At 39.9% G+C, this 15,872-nt stretch carries 18 protein-coding genes; 2 read left to right on the forward strand and 16 right to left on the reverse strand.

From position 1 onward, the window contains the following. Positions 1 to 6: 6 nt before the first annotated feature. Positions 7 to 1,656, forward strand: coding sequence for a L,D-transpeptidase family protein (locus JWR87_RS06515; protein WP_297817161.1), 1,650 nt, complete (start codon positions 7 to 9; stop codon positions 1,654 to 1,656). Positions 1,657 to 1,946: 290 nt separating this feature from the next. Here the strand turns inward: JWR87_RS06515 and JWR87_RS06520 are convergent, their stop codons facing one another. The 13 genes from JWR87_RS06520 to JWR87_RS06580 form a co-directional block, all read right to left on the reverse strand. Continuing rightward, entirely contained in the window at positions 1,947 to 2,819 is an 873-nt protein-coding gene (locus JWR87_RS06520; protein WP_297817164.1) for a cyanophycinase, read from the reverse strand. Positions 2,820 to 3,020: 201 nt separating this feature from the next. Beyond that, on the reverse strand, positions 3,021 to 3,683 hold the full coding sequence (locus JWR87_RS06525; RefSeq protein WP_297817166.1) for a hypothetical protein: 663 nt from the start codon (positions 3,681 to 3,683) through the stop codon (positions 3,021 to 3,023). Positions 3,684 to 3,787: 104 nt separating this feature from the next. Next, positions 3,788 to 4,219, reverse strand: a complete 432-nt coding sequence (gene aroQ / locus JWR87_RS06530) for a type II 3-dehydroquinate dehydratase (RefSeq protein WP_366090258.1) — start codon at positions 4,217 to 4,219, stop codon at positions 3,788 to 3,790. Positions 4,220 to 4,358: 139 nt separating this feature from the next. Further along, positions 4,359 to 5,468, reverse strand: a complete 1,110-nt coding sequence (gene carA, locus JWR87_RS06535) for a glutamine-hydrolyzing carbamoyl-phosphate synthase small subunit (protein WP_297817172.1) — start codon at positions 5,466 to 5,468, stop codon at positions 4,359 to 4,361. Positions 5,469 to 5,659: 191 nt separating this feature from the next. After that, positions 5,660 to 6,229: a 50S ribosomal protein L17 gene (gene rplQ, locus JWR87_RS06540; protein WP_297817175.1), complete on the reverse strand. Its 570-nt coding sequence runs from the start codon at positions 6,227 to 6,229 to the stop codon at positions 5,660 to 5,662. 139 nt (positions 6,230 to 6,368) lie between these two features. Next, a complete protein-coding gene (locus tag JWR87_RS06545) occupies positions 6,369 to 7,370 on the reverse strand; it encodes a DNA-directed RNA polymerase subunit alpha (protein WP_297817178.1) in 1,002 nt (333 codons plus the stop codon). A 197-nt stretch (positions 7,371 to 7,567) separates the two neighbouring features. Further along, positions 7,568 to 8,173: a 30S ribosomal protein S4 gene (rpsD, locus tag JWR87_RS06550; RefSeq protein WP_297817181.1), complete on the reverse strand. Its 606-nt coding sequence runs from the start codon at positions 8,171 to 8,173 to the stop codon at positions 7,568 to 7,570. 146 nt (positions 8,174 to 8,319) lie between these two features. Further along, positions 8,320 to 8,730 carry a 30S ribosomal protein S11 gene (gene rpsK, locus JWR87_RS06555; RefSeq protein WP_297817184.1) on the reverse strand — a complete coding sequence of 137 codons (411 nt, stop codon included), beginning with the start codon at positions 8,728 to 8,730 and terminating at the stop codon, positions 8,320 to 8,322. A 117-nt stretch (positions 8,731 to 8,847) separates the two neighbouring features. Beyond that, entirely contained in the window at positions 8,848 to 9,228 is a 381-nt protein-coding gene (gene rpsM / locus JWR87_RS06560; RefSeq protein ID WP_297817188.1) for a 30S ribosomal protein S13, read from the reverse strand. 68 nt (positions 9,229 to 9,296) lie between these two features. Next, positions 9,297 to 9,413, reverse strand: a complete 117-nt coding sequence (ykgO, locus tag JWR87_RS06565) for a type B 50S ribosomal protein L36 (protein WP_147202935.1) — start codon at positions 9,411 to 9,413, stop codon at positions 9,297 to 9,299. 60 nt (positions 9,414 to 9,473) lie between these two features. Continuing rightward, the gene (gene infA, locus JWR87_RS06570; RefSeq protein ID WP_018612876.1) at positions 9,474 to 9,692 is read right to left on the reverse strand and encodes a translation initiation factor IF-1; all 219 of its coding nucleotides are present in this window, start codon (positions 9,690 to 9,692) and stop codon (positions 9,474 to 9,476) included. Positions 9,693 to 9,864: 172 nt separating this feature from the next. Continuing rightward, positions 9,865 to 10,728, reverse strand: coding sequence for an N-acyl homoserine lactonase family protein (locus JWR87_RS06575; RefSeq protein WP_297817200.1), 864 nt, complete (start codon positions 10,726 to 10,728; stop codon positions 9,865 to 9,867). 194 nt (positions 10,729 to 10,922) lie between these two features. Next, positions 10,923 to 13,385, reverse strand: a complete 2,463-nt coding sequence (locus JWR87_RS06580) for a penicillin acylase family protein (protein WP_297817203.1) — start codon at positions 13,383 to 13,385, stop codon at positions 10,923 to 10,925. A gap of 486 nt (positions 13,386 to 13,871) precedes the next feature. On the opposite strand from JWR87_RS06580, the gene JWR87_RS06585 reads away from it, so the two are divergent. Further along, the gene (locus JWR87_RS06585) at positions 13,872 to 14,483 is read left to right on the forward strand and encodes a tRNA-(ms[2]io[6]A)-hydroxylase (protein WP_297817205.1); all 612 of its coding nucleotides are present in this window, start codon (positions 13,872 to 13,874) and stop codon (positions 14,481 to 14,483) included. An 81-nt stretch (positions 14,484 to 14,564) separates the two neighbouring features. Here JWR87_RS06585 and JWR87_RS06590 read toward each other — a convergent pair whose 3' ends face one another. The 3 genes from JWR87_RS06590 to rplU all read right to left on the reverse strand — a co-directional run bounded on the left by JWR87_RS06590 (position 14,565) and on the right by rplU (position 15,706). Beyond that, positions 14,565 to 14,963, reverse strand: coding sequence for a hypothetical protein (locus tag JWR87_RS06590; protein ID WP_297817208.1), 399 nt, complete (start codon positions 14,961 to 14,963; stop codon positions 14,565 to 14,567). A gap of 65 nt (positions 14,964 to 15,028) precedes the next feature. Further along, the gene (gene rpmA / locus JWR87_RS06595) at positions 15,029 to 15,307 is read right to left on the reverse strand and encodes a 50S ribosomal protein L27 (RefSeq protein WP_297817211.1); all 279 of its coding nucleotides are present in this window, start codon (positions 15,305 to 15,307) and stop codon (positions 15,029 to 15,031) included. A gap of 93 nt (positions 15,308 to 15,400) precedes the next feature. After that, positions 15,401 to 15,706, reverse strand: a complete 306-nt coding sequence (gene rplU, locus JWR87_RS06600; RefSeq protein WP_297817214.1) for a 50S ribosomal protein L21 — start codon at positions 15,704 to 15,706, stop codon at positions 15,401 to 15,403. Positions 15,707 to 15,872 lie beyond the last annotated feature (166 nt).

Below are 15,872 nucleotides of genomic sequence, written 5' to 3' on the forward strand. Positions count from 1 at the left end.
ATCAATATGAAAAGACTGATTATTTACGCCTTAGTGTTAAGCCTTTTTGCCGCGTGCAATAGCAAAGATGAAAATGACTCCACTGACGAAGGAAAAACGGAACAGACTACCGAAAAAAAAATAAGTAAAAGGGACTACAGTATAAGCAGTTCAAATTCTTACACCGACCTCTTTTTAGATAGCCTGGCAGTTGAAAAGTACATTGCCGAAAATAAGGTTAATGATACCATTTCCCGGCGTATGAGAAGTTTTTACAACGCCCGAAATTACCAGTTCGCCTGGTTCTCAAGTGACGGTCCCACCGAGGAGGGTCGAAGCTTTTGGAACCTGCACGAGTACTCAACCACCTACAATCGGAATAACTCTTCGGACGACAAGAAACTGAAGAAAAAAATGGATTATCTTTTAAGTGAGGAGTCGGTAAGAGTGGGTGCCGGAGACAAATCAATGATTAATACAGAGATTTCAGTTACATCACACTTTATAGAGTATATTCTTGAGAATTACCAGAAAGGCGAGATTAAGAGAAAAGAAATGGAACGATTTGTTCCATTTAAAAAGGCAGATGCTATGTATTTGGCAGACTCTTTACTCACTAAAAAACATAAAGACAACAAGTATTATGCAGATGTAAACCCAGCATATCGTTTATTAAAAGAACAGCTTCAGAAATATTATGATATCACCAAAAGAGGTGGGTGGCAGCCTATCGTAACTAAACAAAAGACAATTAAGAAAGGCAGTTCTTCATCCGAAGTACTAGCTGTTAAAAAGAGACTTGAGGTTACCGGGGAAATGCAACCTGGAGATACCTCTCAATTGTTTGATGATCGGCTTGAAAATGCAGTTAAAGCGTTTCAGGTAAGCCGGGGACTTACTCCTACTGGCACCATAACCAGTTCGCTAATAAAGGAAATGAACGTTTCGGCCCTTAAAAGAGTGGAGCAACTGTTGATTAATATGGGTAGAATGCGCTGGATGCTTACCCCCGAAACAGGAAATTTGCTCCTGGTAAACATACCCGAATTTATACTGCATGTTTACGAAGGAAAAAATGAAGCGTTTAGTATGGAGGTTGTTGTAGGAAAGGAAGGACATAATACCACCATGTTTACGGGTAATCTTAATCAGGTTGTGTTTAGCCCTTATTGGAATGTTCCTGTAAGCATTGTAAAAAATGAAATTCTCCCTGCAATGGCTAACGACCCTGACTACCTCTCGAGAAATAACATGGAAGAAGTTGCTGGTGGCGAAGATGGATTACCGGCAATCCGACAATTACCTGGACCTAAAAACTCTTTAGGTAAAGTGAAATTTTTATTCCCTAATAGTTACGACATCTATTTTCACGACACGCCCGCCAAGAGTTTGTTTAGCAGCGACAAGAGGGCTTTTAGCCACGGCTGTATAAGGCTGAGTGACCCAACAAAATTGGCACGATACGTTTTGCGGGATCAAACAGAATGGACACCGGAGAGAATAGATGAGGCAATGAACAGCGGCCAGGAGCAATTTGTAAAGGTAAAAAAGGCCATCCCGGTGCTTATTACCTACTACACGGCCTGGGTGGATGAAAATGGCGTTCTCAATTTTAGAGATGACATATATAACCATGACGTCACACTTTCGAAAAAAATGTTTACTAATCCTTTATAAGGGCAAGATGGGAAAGAATATTCAAAAACCTGGAGACAGGTTTTTTTTACTTATAGAACTGCCCAAAGCTTGTATGGTACTTTAGCCGAATTACTTACGGATTCATCGCTAGTGGGACTTACATGCCCCTTACATGACCTTATCTTACCGGAACTTCCATAACCCTTCTCTAACCCATATGGGGCTAGCGGAGGGTTATGGAATATGGTTATACAAGTACAAGTGAGTGACACAACCGGCGACGAATGAAGGACAAATGTGTGATCAAAAAGTAGCATTCGGGCAGCCGATCAAACATGGGGTGGGTTATTCTGAGGAATGGTATACTTATCTCCATCAGATAGGATATGCATTTTCAGGTTGCGTATTGTTACAGGTTTATCACTTGTAAATTGGTCTATACTAGCTTCAGAAACATGAAATCCTTCAATAATGATGATCGTTCCTGTACCTACCACTTCTGCATCTAACCCATTACGAACAATCATTGCTGTGTCTTCTTCAATACCCATTCCTATACAAGTCGGGTTGGTAGCCACCACCTGTGCCATGCGTACGAACCTTCCCCGTTGCACAAAGTGAGTGTCTATGCACACGTCCTTTAAAAACTCAAGACCTGTAGTTATTTTTATCATCCCTCCCAATTCCTGCACTTCATCGTTTCCTGCATATATCATAGGCGTGGACAGGGCCATAGCTCCGGCGCTTGTGCCTGCTATCACAATTTTGTCGTTTATGTAACGTTGTTTCAAACAGGTTAAAAAGGGAGTACCTCCGTATAAATAGGTATACTTCAACTGGTCTCCGCCTGCAAAGAATATTCCATCTGCTTTCTCCATTCTTTCAATTAGCGCCTGGTCATGTAAAACATCGTGACGCTGGATGTGATGGATATGCCCCACCCTAGATATGTTACACTCCTCAAATGCTTTTCGATAGTCCTCAAACGACTCATTGCCCTCGGTACTTGCACTTGTAATTACTTCAACCTGCGGATCTTCTTTGCCAGTTAATTTGATAAAGCAGTTTAAAACCTGCAGTCGTTCGAAATCGCTCGGGGTGTGTTTCTTTTTCGCTTTCTGCTCTCCTTTGTTTTCTGCTCCGCCAATAACTAGTAAGGTACCAGCGGGTACCGGACATCCGGTTTTGTTAGCTTCTGCCATTGCTTTTCATTTTGTTATATGGAATTTATTTTGCAATTATTGCACCAGCAGACCAGAAGAAATTATAGATCATGCTGTAATATTCCTATTACAACTACCACAAAAAAAGCCTCCGAAAATGGAGGCTAAGCAATATTGTAAGCAATCAGATAATTTACAACCCAACGGAGCAAATTATTTTATATTGACATGATGAATATTTTAGAAAGTAGTACCGTCAATAACCTTTACTTTCTTTTTACCTACTTTCTTCTCAAATTCCATTACTTCCTTAGGCTTGGTTTTAGCTGGTGCTTTGGTAGCTTTTTTATCACTTGCGACTTCTCCATCTGTTACTCCTGGTTTAAAAAGATCCTGACGCTTATCCAGGAAATAATTTTCACTCCTTTTAATAAGTCCATCCTCGTAAAAATTCCAGGTTCCGTGTTTTACAGAAGAACCTTCGATTTTAACTATTTGCCGGTGCATTTTATTTTGATCAACCGGGTCATACACGTCAATTGTGTCGTAAGGGTTTTCAGGATTAACTGCTTTCCAACTCTCTTCTCTTACTATCCCTGTCATGCTATAATATTGGCACTTACCATCTTTATTCCCCCAGCGATAATTCTCTATTGCATATAAATCTCCCATGCTGGTGTATGTTCTCCAAATGCCTTCCTTCCTTCCGTCTTTAAATATACCTTCTTCATCACGTCCAGGTTCACCTCGCAAACCTTCAATTTTTAGTGACCATCGGCCTTGCTTTAAATCGTTTTTATCTACACAATTAATAGTATCATTATTACTGGTTACCCGGTAACTTTTCCACTGGGCATTAGCTGCAAAAGAGATTGTCAGAAATAAAATAAATAGCCACTTCATTGGTAATTATTAAGAGACTAAAATTAGACGGATTTATACCAATTATAGGGAATGTGCTGTTAAATTAGCTGTAAGTAATTGTTGAAAACGAAGCCAAAAAATGATTAATGATTACCGTTTTTTTCAATTAGACTAATTACAGCTAACTGGTAACCCTTCAATCCCAGGCCTGCAATTGTGCCTTTACATTTTGCAGAAACGTGACTTATTTTTCGAAATTCTTCCCTTGCATGAACATTACTTATATGCACCTCTATAACGGGAGTTGTGATGGCAGCTATGGCGTCTCCAATAGCCACTGAAGTGTGGGTATAGCCGCCAGGGTTTATGATAATGCCATCGTACGTAAAACCAAATTCCTGAAGTTTATTGATCAGTTCTCCTTCGACATTGCTTTGATAGTAACTAAATTTTACTTCAGCATACTTCTTTTGTAAATCCTCAAAATACTGTTCGAAATTCTGCTTGCCGTAAACTTCAGGTTCACGTTTGCCAAGCAGGTTCAAATTCGGTCCGTTGATGATCGCTATTCTCATACCCCCTAGCCCCCCGAGGGGGAAATTTAAAGACATTGATAAAATGAAACACAGTTAAAAATAAACCATGAAGATAAATCCGAAGCTCCCTTCACCTACAATAACATTCTGCAATGCCACGCTCTCAAAAGCCTGCCCCTCAGGGGAGGTTTGGTGAAGTTTTCATCATCGCTATGAAATCGTCAAATAAATACCGGCTATCGTGCGGGCCAGGAAAACTTTCGGGGTGGTACTGAACACTAAAGGCTTGTTTGCCTTTCATCCTGATACCTTCGATGCTGTCATCATTCAGGTTGACATGCGTAATTTCAATATTGGAATTATTTCGTACCGCTTGCGGGTCTACACCAAAACCATGGTTTTGGGTAGTGATCTCACATAAACCGGTTATAATATTCTTTACAGGATGATTTAAACCTCTGTGACCATGGTGCATTTTGTATGTAGGAATGTCATTTGCAAGCGCCAACAACTGGTGCCCCAAACAAATTCCAAATACGGGCTTGTCTTCCTGTAAAATTTCTTTTAAGGTATTTACAGCATAGTCCATCGCGCCGGGATCGCCGGGACCATTAGAAATAAAGTAACCGCTTGGGTTAAAACTTTTCATATCACTTACTGTAGCTGTAGCTGGAAACACCTTTACATGGGCGCCTCTCGAAGTCATACAGGTTAATATATTTTGCTTTACACCATAATCAATCACCGCAATTTTTATAGCTGACTTTCTATCGCCTTGTTCATAGGCTTCCTGTGTTGATACTTTTGAAGCAAGCTCAAGCCCGTCCATGCTCGGCACTGCAGCAAGCATTGTTTTCAATTGCTCAAGGTCCAGAACCTCGGAGGATATAATGCAATTCATGGCCCCTTTTGTGCGTACGTGAGCAACTAGTGCTCTTGTATCCACATCCTCGATGGATACGATGTCATTTTGTTTCAAATATTCATCAAGCGAACCTTCGGCTTGTTTACGGCTGTAAAGTTCTTCGAGGTTGCGCCCGATAAGACCTTGAATTTTTACTGTCGAACTTTCTACGTCACTTTCTTTCACTCCGTAATTCCCCACGTGGACATTGTTCATAATAACAATCTGACCGTAGTAACTTGGATCAGTAAAAACTTCCTGGTAGCCAGTCATCCCGGTGTTGAAACAAATTTCACCTGTTGTAGTACCTTTTTTTCCGTAAGATTTACCGTAATAAGTTGTTCCATCGGCAAGAAGTAAAATTGCTGTAGCTTGTTTATTCATGTAGAAATTAGTGCTTGTTCAAAAGGTTCAAAAAATATTTTCCGTACAAGTGTGCGACGCAACGGTGTTGCTATCGTTTTTAAGATCGGCTCAAAAATATCAATATCATTAAAAAGGTTATGCTAAAGTTACCAACAACAAAAAAGGCAAAGCCGCGATGACTTTGCCTTTTGATATTTTGTAAGCTAACATTATTCCGCAGCTTTCTCTTGAGGGTTATTATTGATAACGGTCTCATCAGCATTTGCATCAGTAGCCGCTGGAAGATCTGCAGCGGTAGTAACTTCGGGAGTAGTTGCTGTAGCAGCAGTTGCTGTTCCTTCACCACCCTTTTTTGTACGTCCACGACGTGTTCTCTTAGCTGTTTCTGTAGTATCAGGTGATATACCTTTACCGTATACCTCGTTATAGTCAACCAATTCGATCATTGCTAACTCCGCGTTGTCACCAACCCTGGCTCCAAGCTTAATGATACGAGTGTAACCACCTGGGCGGCCTTCTACCTTTAAGCGAACCACATCAAATAATTCTTTGATAGACTCTTTATCCTGAAGGTAACTGAAGACCACACGACGTTGGTGAGTAGTATTTTCTTTTGCCTTTGTAATAAGTGGCTCAACATAAGTTCTTAAAGCTTTTGCTTTAGCTAATGTTGTAGTGATCCGCTTGTTAGCAATCAGCTGGGCAGCCAGGTTACTAAGTAACGCCTCCCGATGAGCCTTTTTACGGCCTAAATTGTTTATTTTGTCTCCGTGACGCATGACGTGTTTTGTTTTATGAGTTGTACCGTGTCAGGAATTACAACCCGTGACCCCCAACCCCCTAAAGGGGGCTAAAAAGTCGTTTATAAATATTAGAGTTTCCCTTCTTCCTCCTCCCCTTCAGGGGCGGCTGGTAGGGTTAATAGTCGTCTTTATCTACACCTAATTTACCAAGGTCCATTCCGAAGCCTAAGCCTCTTTCGTTTAGCACTTGTTCAATTTCGCTTAGAGACTTTTGACCAAAGTTTCTGAATTTCATCAGGTCTTCCTGTTCGTACTGCACAAGCTCGCTTAAGCTGTTGATTTTAGCTGCTTTCAAGCAGTTAAAGGCACGCACCGAAAGGTCAAGATCTTCTAACGGAGTTTTAAGAACTTTACGAAGTTGCAATGTTTGCTCATCTACAAGGTCTTCTTTCTTCTCTTCTTTGCTGTCGAAAGTAATGTTCTCGTCAGTAATGATCATCAGGTGCTGTATCAAGATACGGGAAGCCTGTTTAACCGCCTCTTCCGGATGGATAGTACCATCTGTAGCAACATCCATTACCAGTTTTTCAAAGTCAGTTCTTTGTTCAACCCTGGTGTTTTCTATCGTGTACTTTACGTTTTTGATTGGCGTGTGAATACTGTCGATAGGAATATATCCAAAAACAGAATCCTTTACCCTGTTATCTTCAGCCGGTACATAACCACGACCTTTTGCAATAGTTATTTCTATATCCAGCTTAGAGCTATTATCCATTGTACAAATAAGTAACAAGGGATTCATCACTTCAAAAGCCTGAGTAGCATCACCAATCATACCTGCAGTAAACTCGGTCTGATTTTTAATGCTAAGTGTTACTCTTTCGTTGTTAACGTCGCCGTCAACTCTCTTTTTAAAACGAACCTGCTTAAGATTTAAAACAATCTCGGTCACGTCTTCTGTAATGCCTTTCAACGTAGCAAATTCATGCTCGGCACCTTCTATTTTGATACCTACAATGGCATAACCCTCCAGTGAACTTAATAACACCCTACGAAGTGCATTCCCAATGGTAAGACCATAACCTGGCTCCAATGGACGAAACTCAAACTGTGCGTCAAAATCATTAGCTTTTTGAAGAACGATTTTGTCGGGTTTCTGAAAATTTAAAATGGCCATTATTTATTTGACGATTTGTACCCCAAACCCATTGAAGGGTTTTTTATCCACTCGAAAAGTTTGAGGTGGTTGTTATTTTTCTTTTTTGTATCCAGCTTTTGTACAGCTATTCAACATTCTTGCGTCGCACTCTTGTACTTCCTTCCAGATATCAGAAGTAGTCCGCTCCGATACTCCCCTTTTAGGAAGCCAGGGGTTTACTTAGAGTACAACTCCACAATCAGTTGCTCCTTAATATTTTCAGGAACACTTTCTCTTTCAGGATAAGCTATGAAAGTTCCTTTCATTTCAGCCTCATTCCAGTCTAACCAGCCAAACTTCGGATTTCTACCACGGATATTGCTTGTAACAGCAGTATTGATAGAACTCTTTTCTTTTAACCCGATAGTATCACCAGGTTGTAATTGATAAGAGGGAACGTTTACAACCATTCCATTTACAGTAATGTGCTTATGAGCAACCAACTGACGGGCAGCAGGACGGCTGATAGCAATACCTAAACGGAAAACAGTGTTGTCTAAGCGAGCTTCTAATAATTTGATTAGGTTTTCACCTGTTACGCCTTTACGACGCGCAGCCTCTACAAACGTGTTACGGAATTGTTTCTCCAAAACACCATAAGAGTATTTTGCTTTTTGTTTTTCTTTCAATTGTAATGCATACTCACCTAAAGTCTTACGTTTACGTTGAGCGCCATGCATTCCCGGCGGGTTGCTATTTTTGCCTAACCACTTTCCGTTGCCTAAAATAGGCTCTCCAAACATTCTCGAAATCTTGGTCTTGGGACCAGTGTACCTTGCCATGTTCTTATTTATTTAGATTTTTTAGTTCCCGGTACAGTTCATTAAAAATCTTAAAAATTCGATCTGTACCAGCTTGTAAATAAATTAAAAAGTCAAAAGTCGAAAGTCAAAAGTTTTGCTTTTTAACCTTCGACTTTCGATTTATTTTATACTCTACGTTTTTTTGGAGGACGACATCCGTTGTGAGGTAAAGGAGTAACGTCTTTAATCATTGTCACTTCAAGACCGCTGTTAGCAAGTGCACGAATAGCACCTTCTCTACCAGAACCTGGTCCTTTTACAAATACATCTACTCTTTTCAAACCTGCATCTAATGCTACTTTTGCAGCATCCTGCGCCGCTAACTGAGCAGCATATGGAGTGTTCTTTTTAGATCCTCTGAAACCCATCTTACCTGCGCTTCCCCAGCTAATTACCTGGCCGCTTTTATTGGTAAGACTGATGATGATATTGTTAAAAGTAGCATTGATATGTGCATCGCCATAAGCGTCTACTTTTACAATTCTTTTTTTAGACGCAGCTTTAGCGCTGTCTTGCCTTTGTGGTGCTTTCGCCATAATGTTTGTTGTAGGTAATCTGTTATTTAAAAAAGCCCCTCCCTTTTACTGTAAAAGATCCGGCGGCTATATAATAAGTTCACAGTTACCCTGTAACTGGTAACTGCAAACATTTGCTTATTTCTTAGCTACTTTCTTTTTACCGGCAACTGTCTTACGCTTACCTTTTCTTGTACGACTGTTAGTACGTGTACGCTGTCCACGAAGTGGTAAACCTTTACGATGACGGAGACCACGATAAGAAGCGATGTCCATTAAACGTTTAATGCTCATTTGAACTTCACTACGCAAAGCACCTTCTACCTTAATTTCACTATTAATGATATTACGGATAGCAGTTTGCTCTTCGTCGTTCCATTGATTTACTTTCTTATTTCTGTCGATATCCGCAGAGTCAAGAATGTGTTGAGCAGTTGAAAGACCAATACCATAAATATAGGTAAGACCTATTTCGCCTCTTTTATTTTTTGGTAAATCTATACCGGCAATACGAGCCATATGTTAATTTCTGATTTTAAAATTTGTCCTGACTGTCAACAATATCTCTGTCAACTGTCAACTAATAATTACCCTTGGCGTTGCTTAAAGCGAGGGTTCTTCTTGTTTACAATGTACAGCTTTCCTTTTCTTCTCACGATCTTGCAATCGGCGCTGCGTTTTTTGATGGATGCTCTTACTTTCATGTCTTTTTTTTGTTAGTAGTTTCTATTGCTTGCAGCTATAAGCTAAAGGCTAACGGCTGTTTATTTGTATCTAAAAATAATTCTACCTCTACTTAAGTCATAAGGACTCATCTCCACTCCAACTTTATCTCCGGGAAGAATCCTGATATAATTCATCCTCATTTTTCCGCTGATGGTTGCAATGATCTCATGACCATTTTCCAACTTAACCCTAAACATTGCATTTGAAAGGGCTTCAACTATAGAACCATCTTGTTTAATTAGTGCTTGTTTCGACATACTATTTTTCGGAGCGCGAAGATATGAGTATGTAATGTAACAGAGAAAAAAAGGTGGATAAATTCCTATTTTTTGGGGAAAAGTTAAGAAATAGTCAAGTAAATAGGGCAAAAATAGGACTTTTATTAACCAGATTTCGGACCACGCAGCTACGCCGGTAAAATTCTATGCCTTATGGAACCAGGGGAATCAGCCCATCCAACCTGATTGCGGCATCCTTATCGTGAGAGGGAAGAAAAATTACTTTTGTTGATGCAGCAAAATTTAAGATCTTTTTATAAGTGTTTTTTATTTCGCCCGCGCTAATATTAGCTCCCGCATATCTATCATATGATAATTGCTGTTGGTAATAACAAATGTCCCCCGCAAACAAAATGTTTCCCTGGTCCGTCTTAAGCAGTACTGAAGAATGACCATGAGTGTGCCCTGGCGTGTGAATGAGAAGTACATCTTTTGCCTTTGTAAGAAAGCGGGCGTTATTAAAAGTTTCAAATCTTTCATCCAGGTCTACTAGTACAGGTTTAAACCACTCAGGGTAAAGCCTGGGTACATCTCCGCTTGGCTTATTCCATTCTAACCTATTGACTAAAATCTCTGCTTTTGGAAAGTGTTTTATACCTAAAATATGGTCTACATGCAAATGCGTTAATATTAGCACCTTTACGGCGTTAGGCGAAATATTAATAGACTCTAACTGCTTGTCTATTTCTTCCTGCCGGTTCACTTTAAATTTAAAAAGACTGGTATTAACCCAATTTGAAAAAAAACCAAGCACTTTAAAGTACGCCCGGCTCATCGTATCGCTGGTAATACCTGCATCTATTACATAAATACCTTCAGGATGTTCTATAACCCACACCCAAACCGGCAGCCACTCCGTAAATCTTTTATTAAAGATGATATCTAATTGAGCAAAAAGACCTTTTCTTGACGCTTCCAGGAATTTTGTTTTAACCTTGACCGCTCCTGTTGAGAAACCATGAACTTTTATTTTCTGACTATTTATAGTTAATTCAACACTTTTCGACTCAAACATTCTATGAAATTAAAACTGGTGGAAGAACGATAAGAAGTAAAAAGTAATACTAGTGTTACTAAAATCTAAACTTTTTGACAGATTTTATAAAATCATAAAATCTAATACGGGTTTCGCCAGCTCTTAATTTGAAGTTCTTAACACATGGATCATTTGCATTGATCCACACTGTTATATTGATATGTGTAAGACAATTATGCTTTAGAGAAAGTTATTTTCCACTTCATCTTGCTGCTGGTTGCGGCGTCTCGTTTGGTTACAAATAATAGCGGAAAGTATTTGCCATTTACCCAACTGTCAATAAACTGATCATAATACTTACTCCCTGGGTTACCACTTTGTCCGCCCGGGTAAACCCCGTAAGCTTCCGTTTCTTCGGTAAGTTGTACTATCATTCTCCAACTTGGTCCATGGTCAGCAGATGTTGCGTTAATAATGTTTGCTCCCCCTCCGATCGGCAAATGCTGCCGGCTAAGTGAAGTTAATTTCAAGAGATGGCGAACTCCTGTATCTTTAAACTTGCCCCAAGCTAGCCTATGTTCGGCATCTGTTATTTTTAGGGTTTTGCAGGCAGATTTAAAAGCATTTAAAACCAAGTGATCGAGGGTCTCTTTTGTTGGGGTGTTTATATCGTCTACAAACTTATAAGAACTATCCTTTAGCAGCCCTTCAAGCAAAGTACTTTCATCAGGCCGTTTCAACGGTAAGTTGGTTTGCGCAAATTCATCGTTGTACACTGCTTCTGAAAGCCTCTCCCACCATAACATAAATACTGTGGGCCCGTCTTCATTTATGTCGTTTCGTAGGTTCCAATTTTTGAATTTCTCAAAGTAATGCAACTCTCTGTCGGTAAGTTTAGTTTGATCGGTGTACTTTAATAGAAGCGGCCTCGCTGTTTGTGCAAAAACATTGTAGTTGTCTGTTTGCAAACGTTGCATATCTGAAACAGTAATATTAGTCATTTGATTAAGGTTCCTGTTGATGATAATTCCTCTATAGATTTCCTGTTGTCCTGCCAGATAATAGGGGTAGGTTGGGTCAGTTGCCAGTTGGTTAGCGCTACTAAGAAAACCCCTTACAGGATTAATCATTGTCGGATTTTCTTTCGAAGGAATAAACCCCTTCCACAAGTAACTGCTATCGATTCCCGGCATTATAAAATCGCCCTGCCTGTTCCATTTTGCTGGAAATTGCCCTTGCTGACGTATAGCTATGTCTCCAGTTTTAGTTGCAAACACAAAGTTTTGCCCTGGTGTTTGAAACGTAGTTATTGCTTTAATATAATCGATATAATTTTTAGCATGGTTTAGTTTATTGAACGTTAACAGTTCGTTACTGGCGTCATGTGCCTTCCAACGCAATGCGTAATACTTTCCATCTTTTAAAATGTTCGGGTAATTTTTATCGAACATTACCGGCCCAAAAACAGTCATCGCAATGCTTTCAGTCACATCTGGCTGTCCTTTTACTTTTATTACCTCATTTCTAAAAGTCGATTTCTTCCATTCACCGTTATACATGTACTCCTGCATAGTGCTATCCCTGAAAGTAATTTCGTAGTAGTCCTTCACATCTCTACCCGCGTTTGTAACGCCCCAGGCACAACTGTCATTAAAACCAATGATGATGGAAGGAGCACCCGGAAAACTTACACCGTAAGCATTAAAGGTTGGGGTCGAAATCTGCATCTCATACCAGAGCGAAGGAAGGTTTAATCTAAGATGCGGATCATTGCAAAGAATAGGCGCCCCACTTCTGGTTTTGCTACCTGCTACCACCCAATTGTTACTGCCATTATTTTTGTCTGGCTTTATAATCAATGGCGTTTCCATTGAGTCGTTTGAATGAAAATAAACGGAATCTGCAGCAGGTGGCTTAGCGGCAACAACGCTGGCAGATTGAAACACAGTTTCCCTAGGTATTATAGGGTCAAGACTATCACTGCTTGTAGGATACAAAAGGTCTATGTCAGCCGCGGAAAAAATACTCTTAGCATTTGTCATTTCAAAATCATTGTCACCGCCGGCCAAATCAAACGACATGTATTTTAAAAACAACTGTGTTTTAAGGTTGGTCCATTTCTCCGGCTTATAGTTAAGCAACTTATATTCAAAAGGAAGGTGATTGGGTTTTAGTGCGCCGATGTATGCATTAACACCAGCCGTATAAGCATCTGTCTCAGTTTTTGTAACAGGGTCTGCTTCGAGCCTTTTTAAAGATTGCTCTGCTCCGTACACCATTCCCAAACGCCTGAAAAAACGGTCGATCTTTAAAAAATTGCTTCCCCCGCTTGTTTCCCCCATAATCTCACTTAATCTGCCAGCCGCGGCATATGTCTGAAATTCCATTTGCCACAGCCTGAACTTTGCATGCAGGTAACCTTGAATAAAGTAGGCATCATTCTCATTCTCGGCATAAACGTGCGGCACCAACCTAACGTCAAAATAAACTTCTACTTTGCCGGCAAGATCGGGTAAGGTTAGTGTAGCATTAAAATCTTCATCAACGGGTTCGGCGTTTTGCCAAAACCCGTGTTGTGGGCTTAGAAATGCACCAAAACGAGGAGTCTTGCTTCCGCTAACAGCTAACGAAACATTTAATAAATAAATAAGTGCAATCGTTATTATTGCCGATACGATAATAGACACAAGTCTCATAAGTGATCAATAAGAACCGAAAATACATTTTTTTAAAAGTAAACACCAATTGCAATAACGAAAGCATCTTCTTTACGGTAGTTGCTTAAAAACCTTTCCACTCTTTTTATTAACCCATCATTTGCTCTCTAGTACACTTTGGTGGCGTCGCACCCTTAGTACTGTTGCTCGCTATTAAGCCAACTCCTCCACATTGGGTACATAAGTGTAGGAGCATAACCTACATATTACGCCTTCATTAAAAAAGTTGCTACTAATAAGATGATGATCTGAAACTGTCTTGTTTACATACACGCTTCGTTCTCTTATTCTTGCAGATATTTGCATTGACTCAACATTAATTTAAAATTTCGGCTTAAAAGAGTCATGAGGACAAGCGGCAACAAGTTGAATTGAAAACCTGGAAGTACACGGGAGTGACACAACGATGTTGATAGTAATTCTTAGCTGGAAACAAAAAAAGAGAACCTTAGTAAATTACAACAAATGGAAGAAGTTTCGGAATACCAAAAGAACATTTTAGGATTACACTTACCAACCGACCCACGCTGGGCTGACCTTGCTAATATTTCGCTAACAGAGATTCTAACTGACCATGCTTATTGTGAGCAAAAGGCGGCTACCAGTTGTATTTCTCTTATTCAACGTTATTCGGAAAAAGAAAAACTAGTGACAGAATTGGCACCTATTGTTACAGAGGAATGGGGACACTTCAGGCTGGTATTAGGGGAGTTAAAAAAAAGAAACCTTTCACTGGGTAAGCAACGAAAAGACGAATACGTAAATAAGTTGATGACTTTTCAAAAAAAAGACGGAAGCGACGAAGAAAGATTTTTAGATAAGCTGTTGATTTTTGCTTTAATAGAAGCGAGAAGCTGCGAAAGATTTAAACGGCTAAGCGAAGGATTAAACGACGGGTACCTGAGCAACTTTTATCGCCGCTTTATGGAGAGTGAGGCCGGACACTATACCCTATTTATAGAGCTAGCTGAAACATATGTTGACAAAGCACGCGTAAGAAAACGATGGCAACAGTGGCTGGAATTTGAAGCTGGGGTAATGAAAGAATTAGAGGTAAGGGGGGATCGAATTCATTGAATGTTATTTTTAAGGTTTCTAACGTAATAAAAAAAAGTCCCGAAAACGGGACTTTAAATTACTTAAGCTATTGAAAAAACCTTACTCAGATGATTTCTTAGCAGCTTTTTTAGGAGCGGCTTTTTTAGCGGCAACCTTCTTCGGAGCCTCAGCTTTCTTCGCGGCAGCTTTCTTTGGAGCCTCAGCTTTTTTAGCGGCAGCTTTCTTAGGAGCCTCAGCTTTTTTTGGAGCCTCAGCCTTTTTTGCGGCAGCCTTCTTAGGAGCAGCAGCTTTTTTGGGAGCCTCAGCCTTTTTTGGAGCCTCAACTTTTTTAGCGGCAGCTTTCTTAGGAGCCTCAGCTTTTTTGGGAGCCTCAGCTTTTTTAGCGGCAGCTTTCTTAGGAGCAGCAGCGGCCTTTTTGGGAGCAGCGGCTGCTTTCTTAGGTGCAGCAGCTTTTTTGGCGGCAGCCTTTTTAGGAGCAGCCTTTTTTGCAGTTGCCATGTTTTAAAATTTAATGGTTAGTAAATATGCATTAAAATTAAAAAACTTATGCCACCCGCCAAAATTTATTCAGCTACAGCTACTTGTGAAGCCACTTCGGCAACTGAAACGGTAGTTCTTTCGTTTCTTCCTTTCTTAAATTCAACCAATCCATCAGTTAATGCAAATAACGTAAAGTCTTTTCCAAGACCTACATTTTTACCTGGGTGATACTGGGTACCACGCTGACGGATAATGATGTTGCCGGCAATAGCAGGCTGACCACCAAATATTTTTACACCAAGCCGTTTTGCCTGCGAGTCCCGGCCGTTTTTTACCGAGCCTTCACCTTTCTTGTGAGCCATAATATTTTATTTTGAGATTTTGTGATTGCCACATTTTGAGATTGAGTATAGACCTTCAAGTCAAGAAATCCCTACACCAGAAATCACAAAATATTACGCAATGCTTTGAATTTTGATTTGAGTGTACTGCGTTCTGTGACCAAGTTTCTTACGAAAACCTTTTCTTCTTTTCATCTTAAAAGCAATTACTTTATCGCCTTTAATAAGATCACTTACTATTTCTGCGGTAACTTTTGCTGTTACTCCTGCACCTGAAGATAGAGCGCCGTCGGTACCTGTTAACAGTACATCATTGAACTCAACAGTATCTCCGGTTTGACCTTGCAGGTGAGGTACGTACAAACTTTGACCAGCTTGTACTCTAAATTGTTGTCCTGCGATTTTTACTACTGCAAACATAATTTTTCCAAAATTAGGATCGCGAAGGTAGGGAGAAGCAGTTAGAAAAGAATGGAAATAATTTAAAAAAGTCTAAAAAGTCTCTTAAATAAGACACCAGATTATACGAATAGGGTGATTTAAGGTAAAAATCACTCATTCGTACATGTTTCTCTATTTTTGCCAA

It is taken from the genome of Segetibacter sp. (assembly GCF_025963695.1).
Lineage (GTDB): Bacteria > Bacteroidota > Bacteroidia > Chitinophagales > Chitinophagaceae > Segetibacter.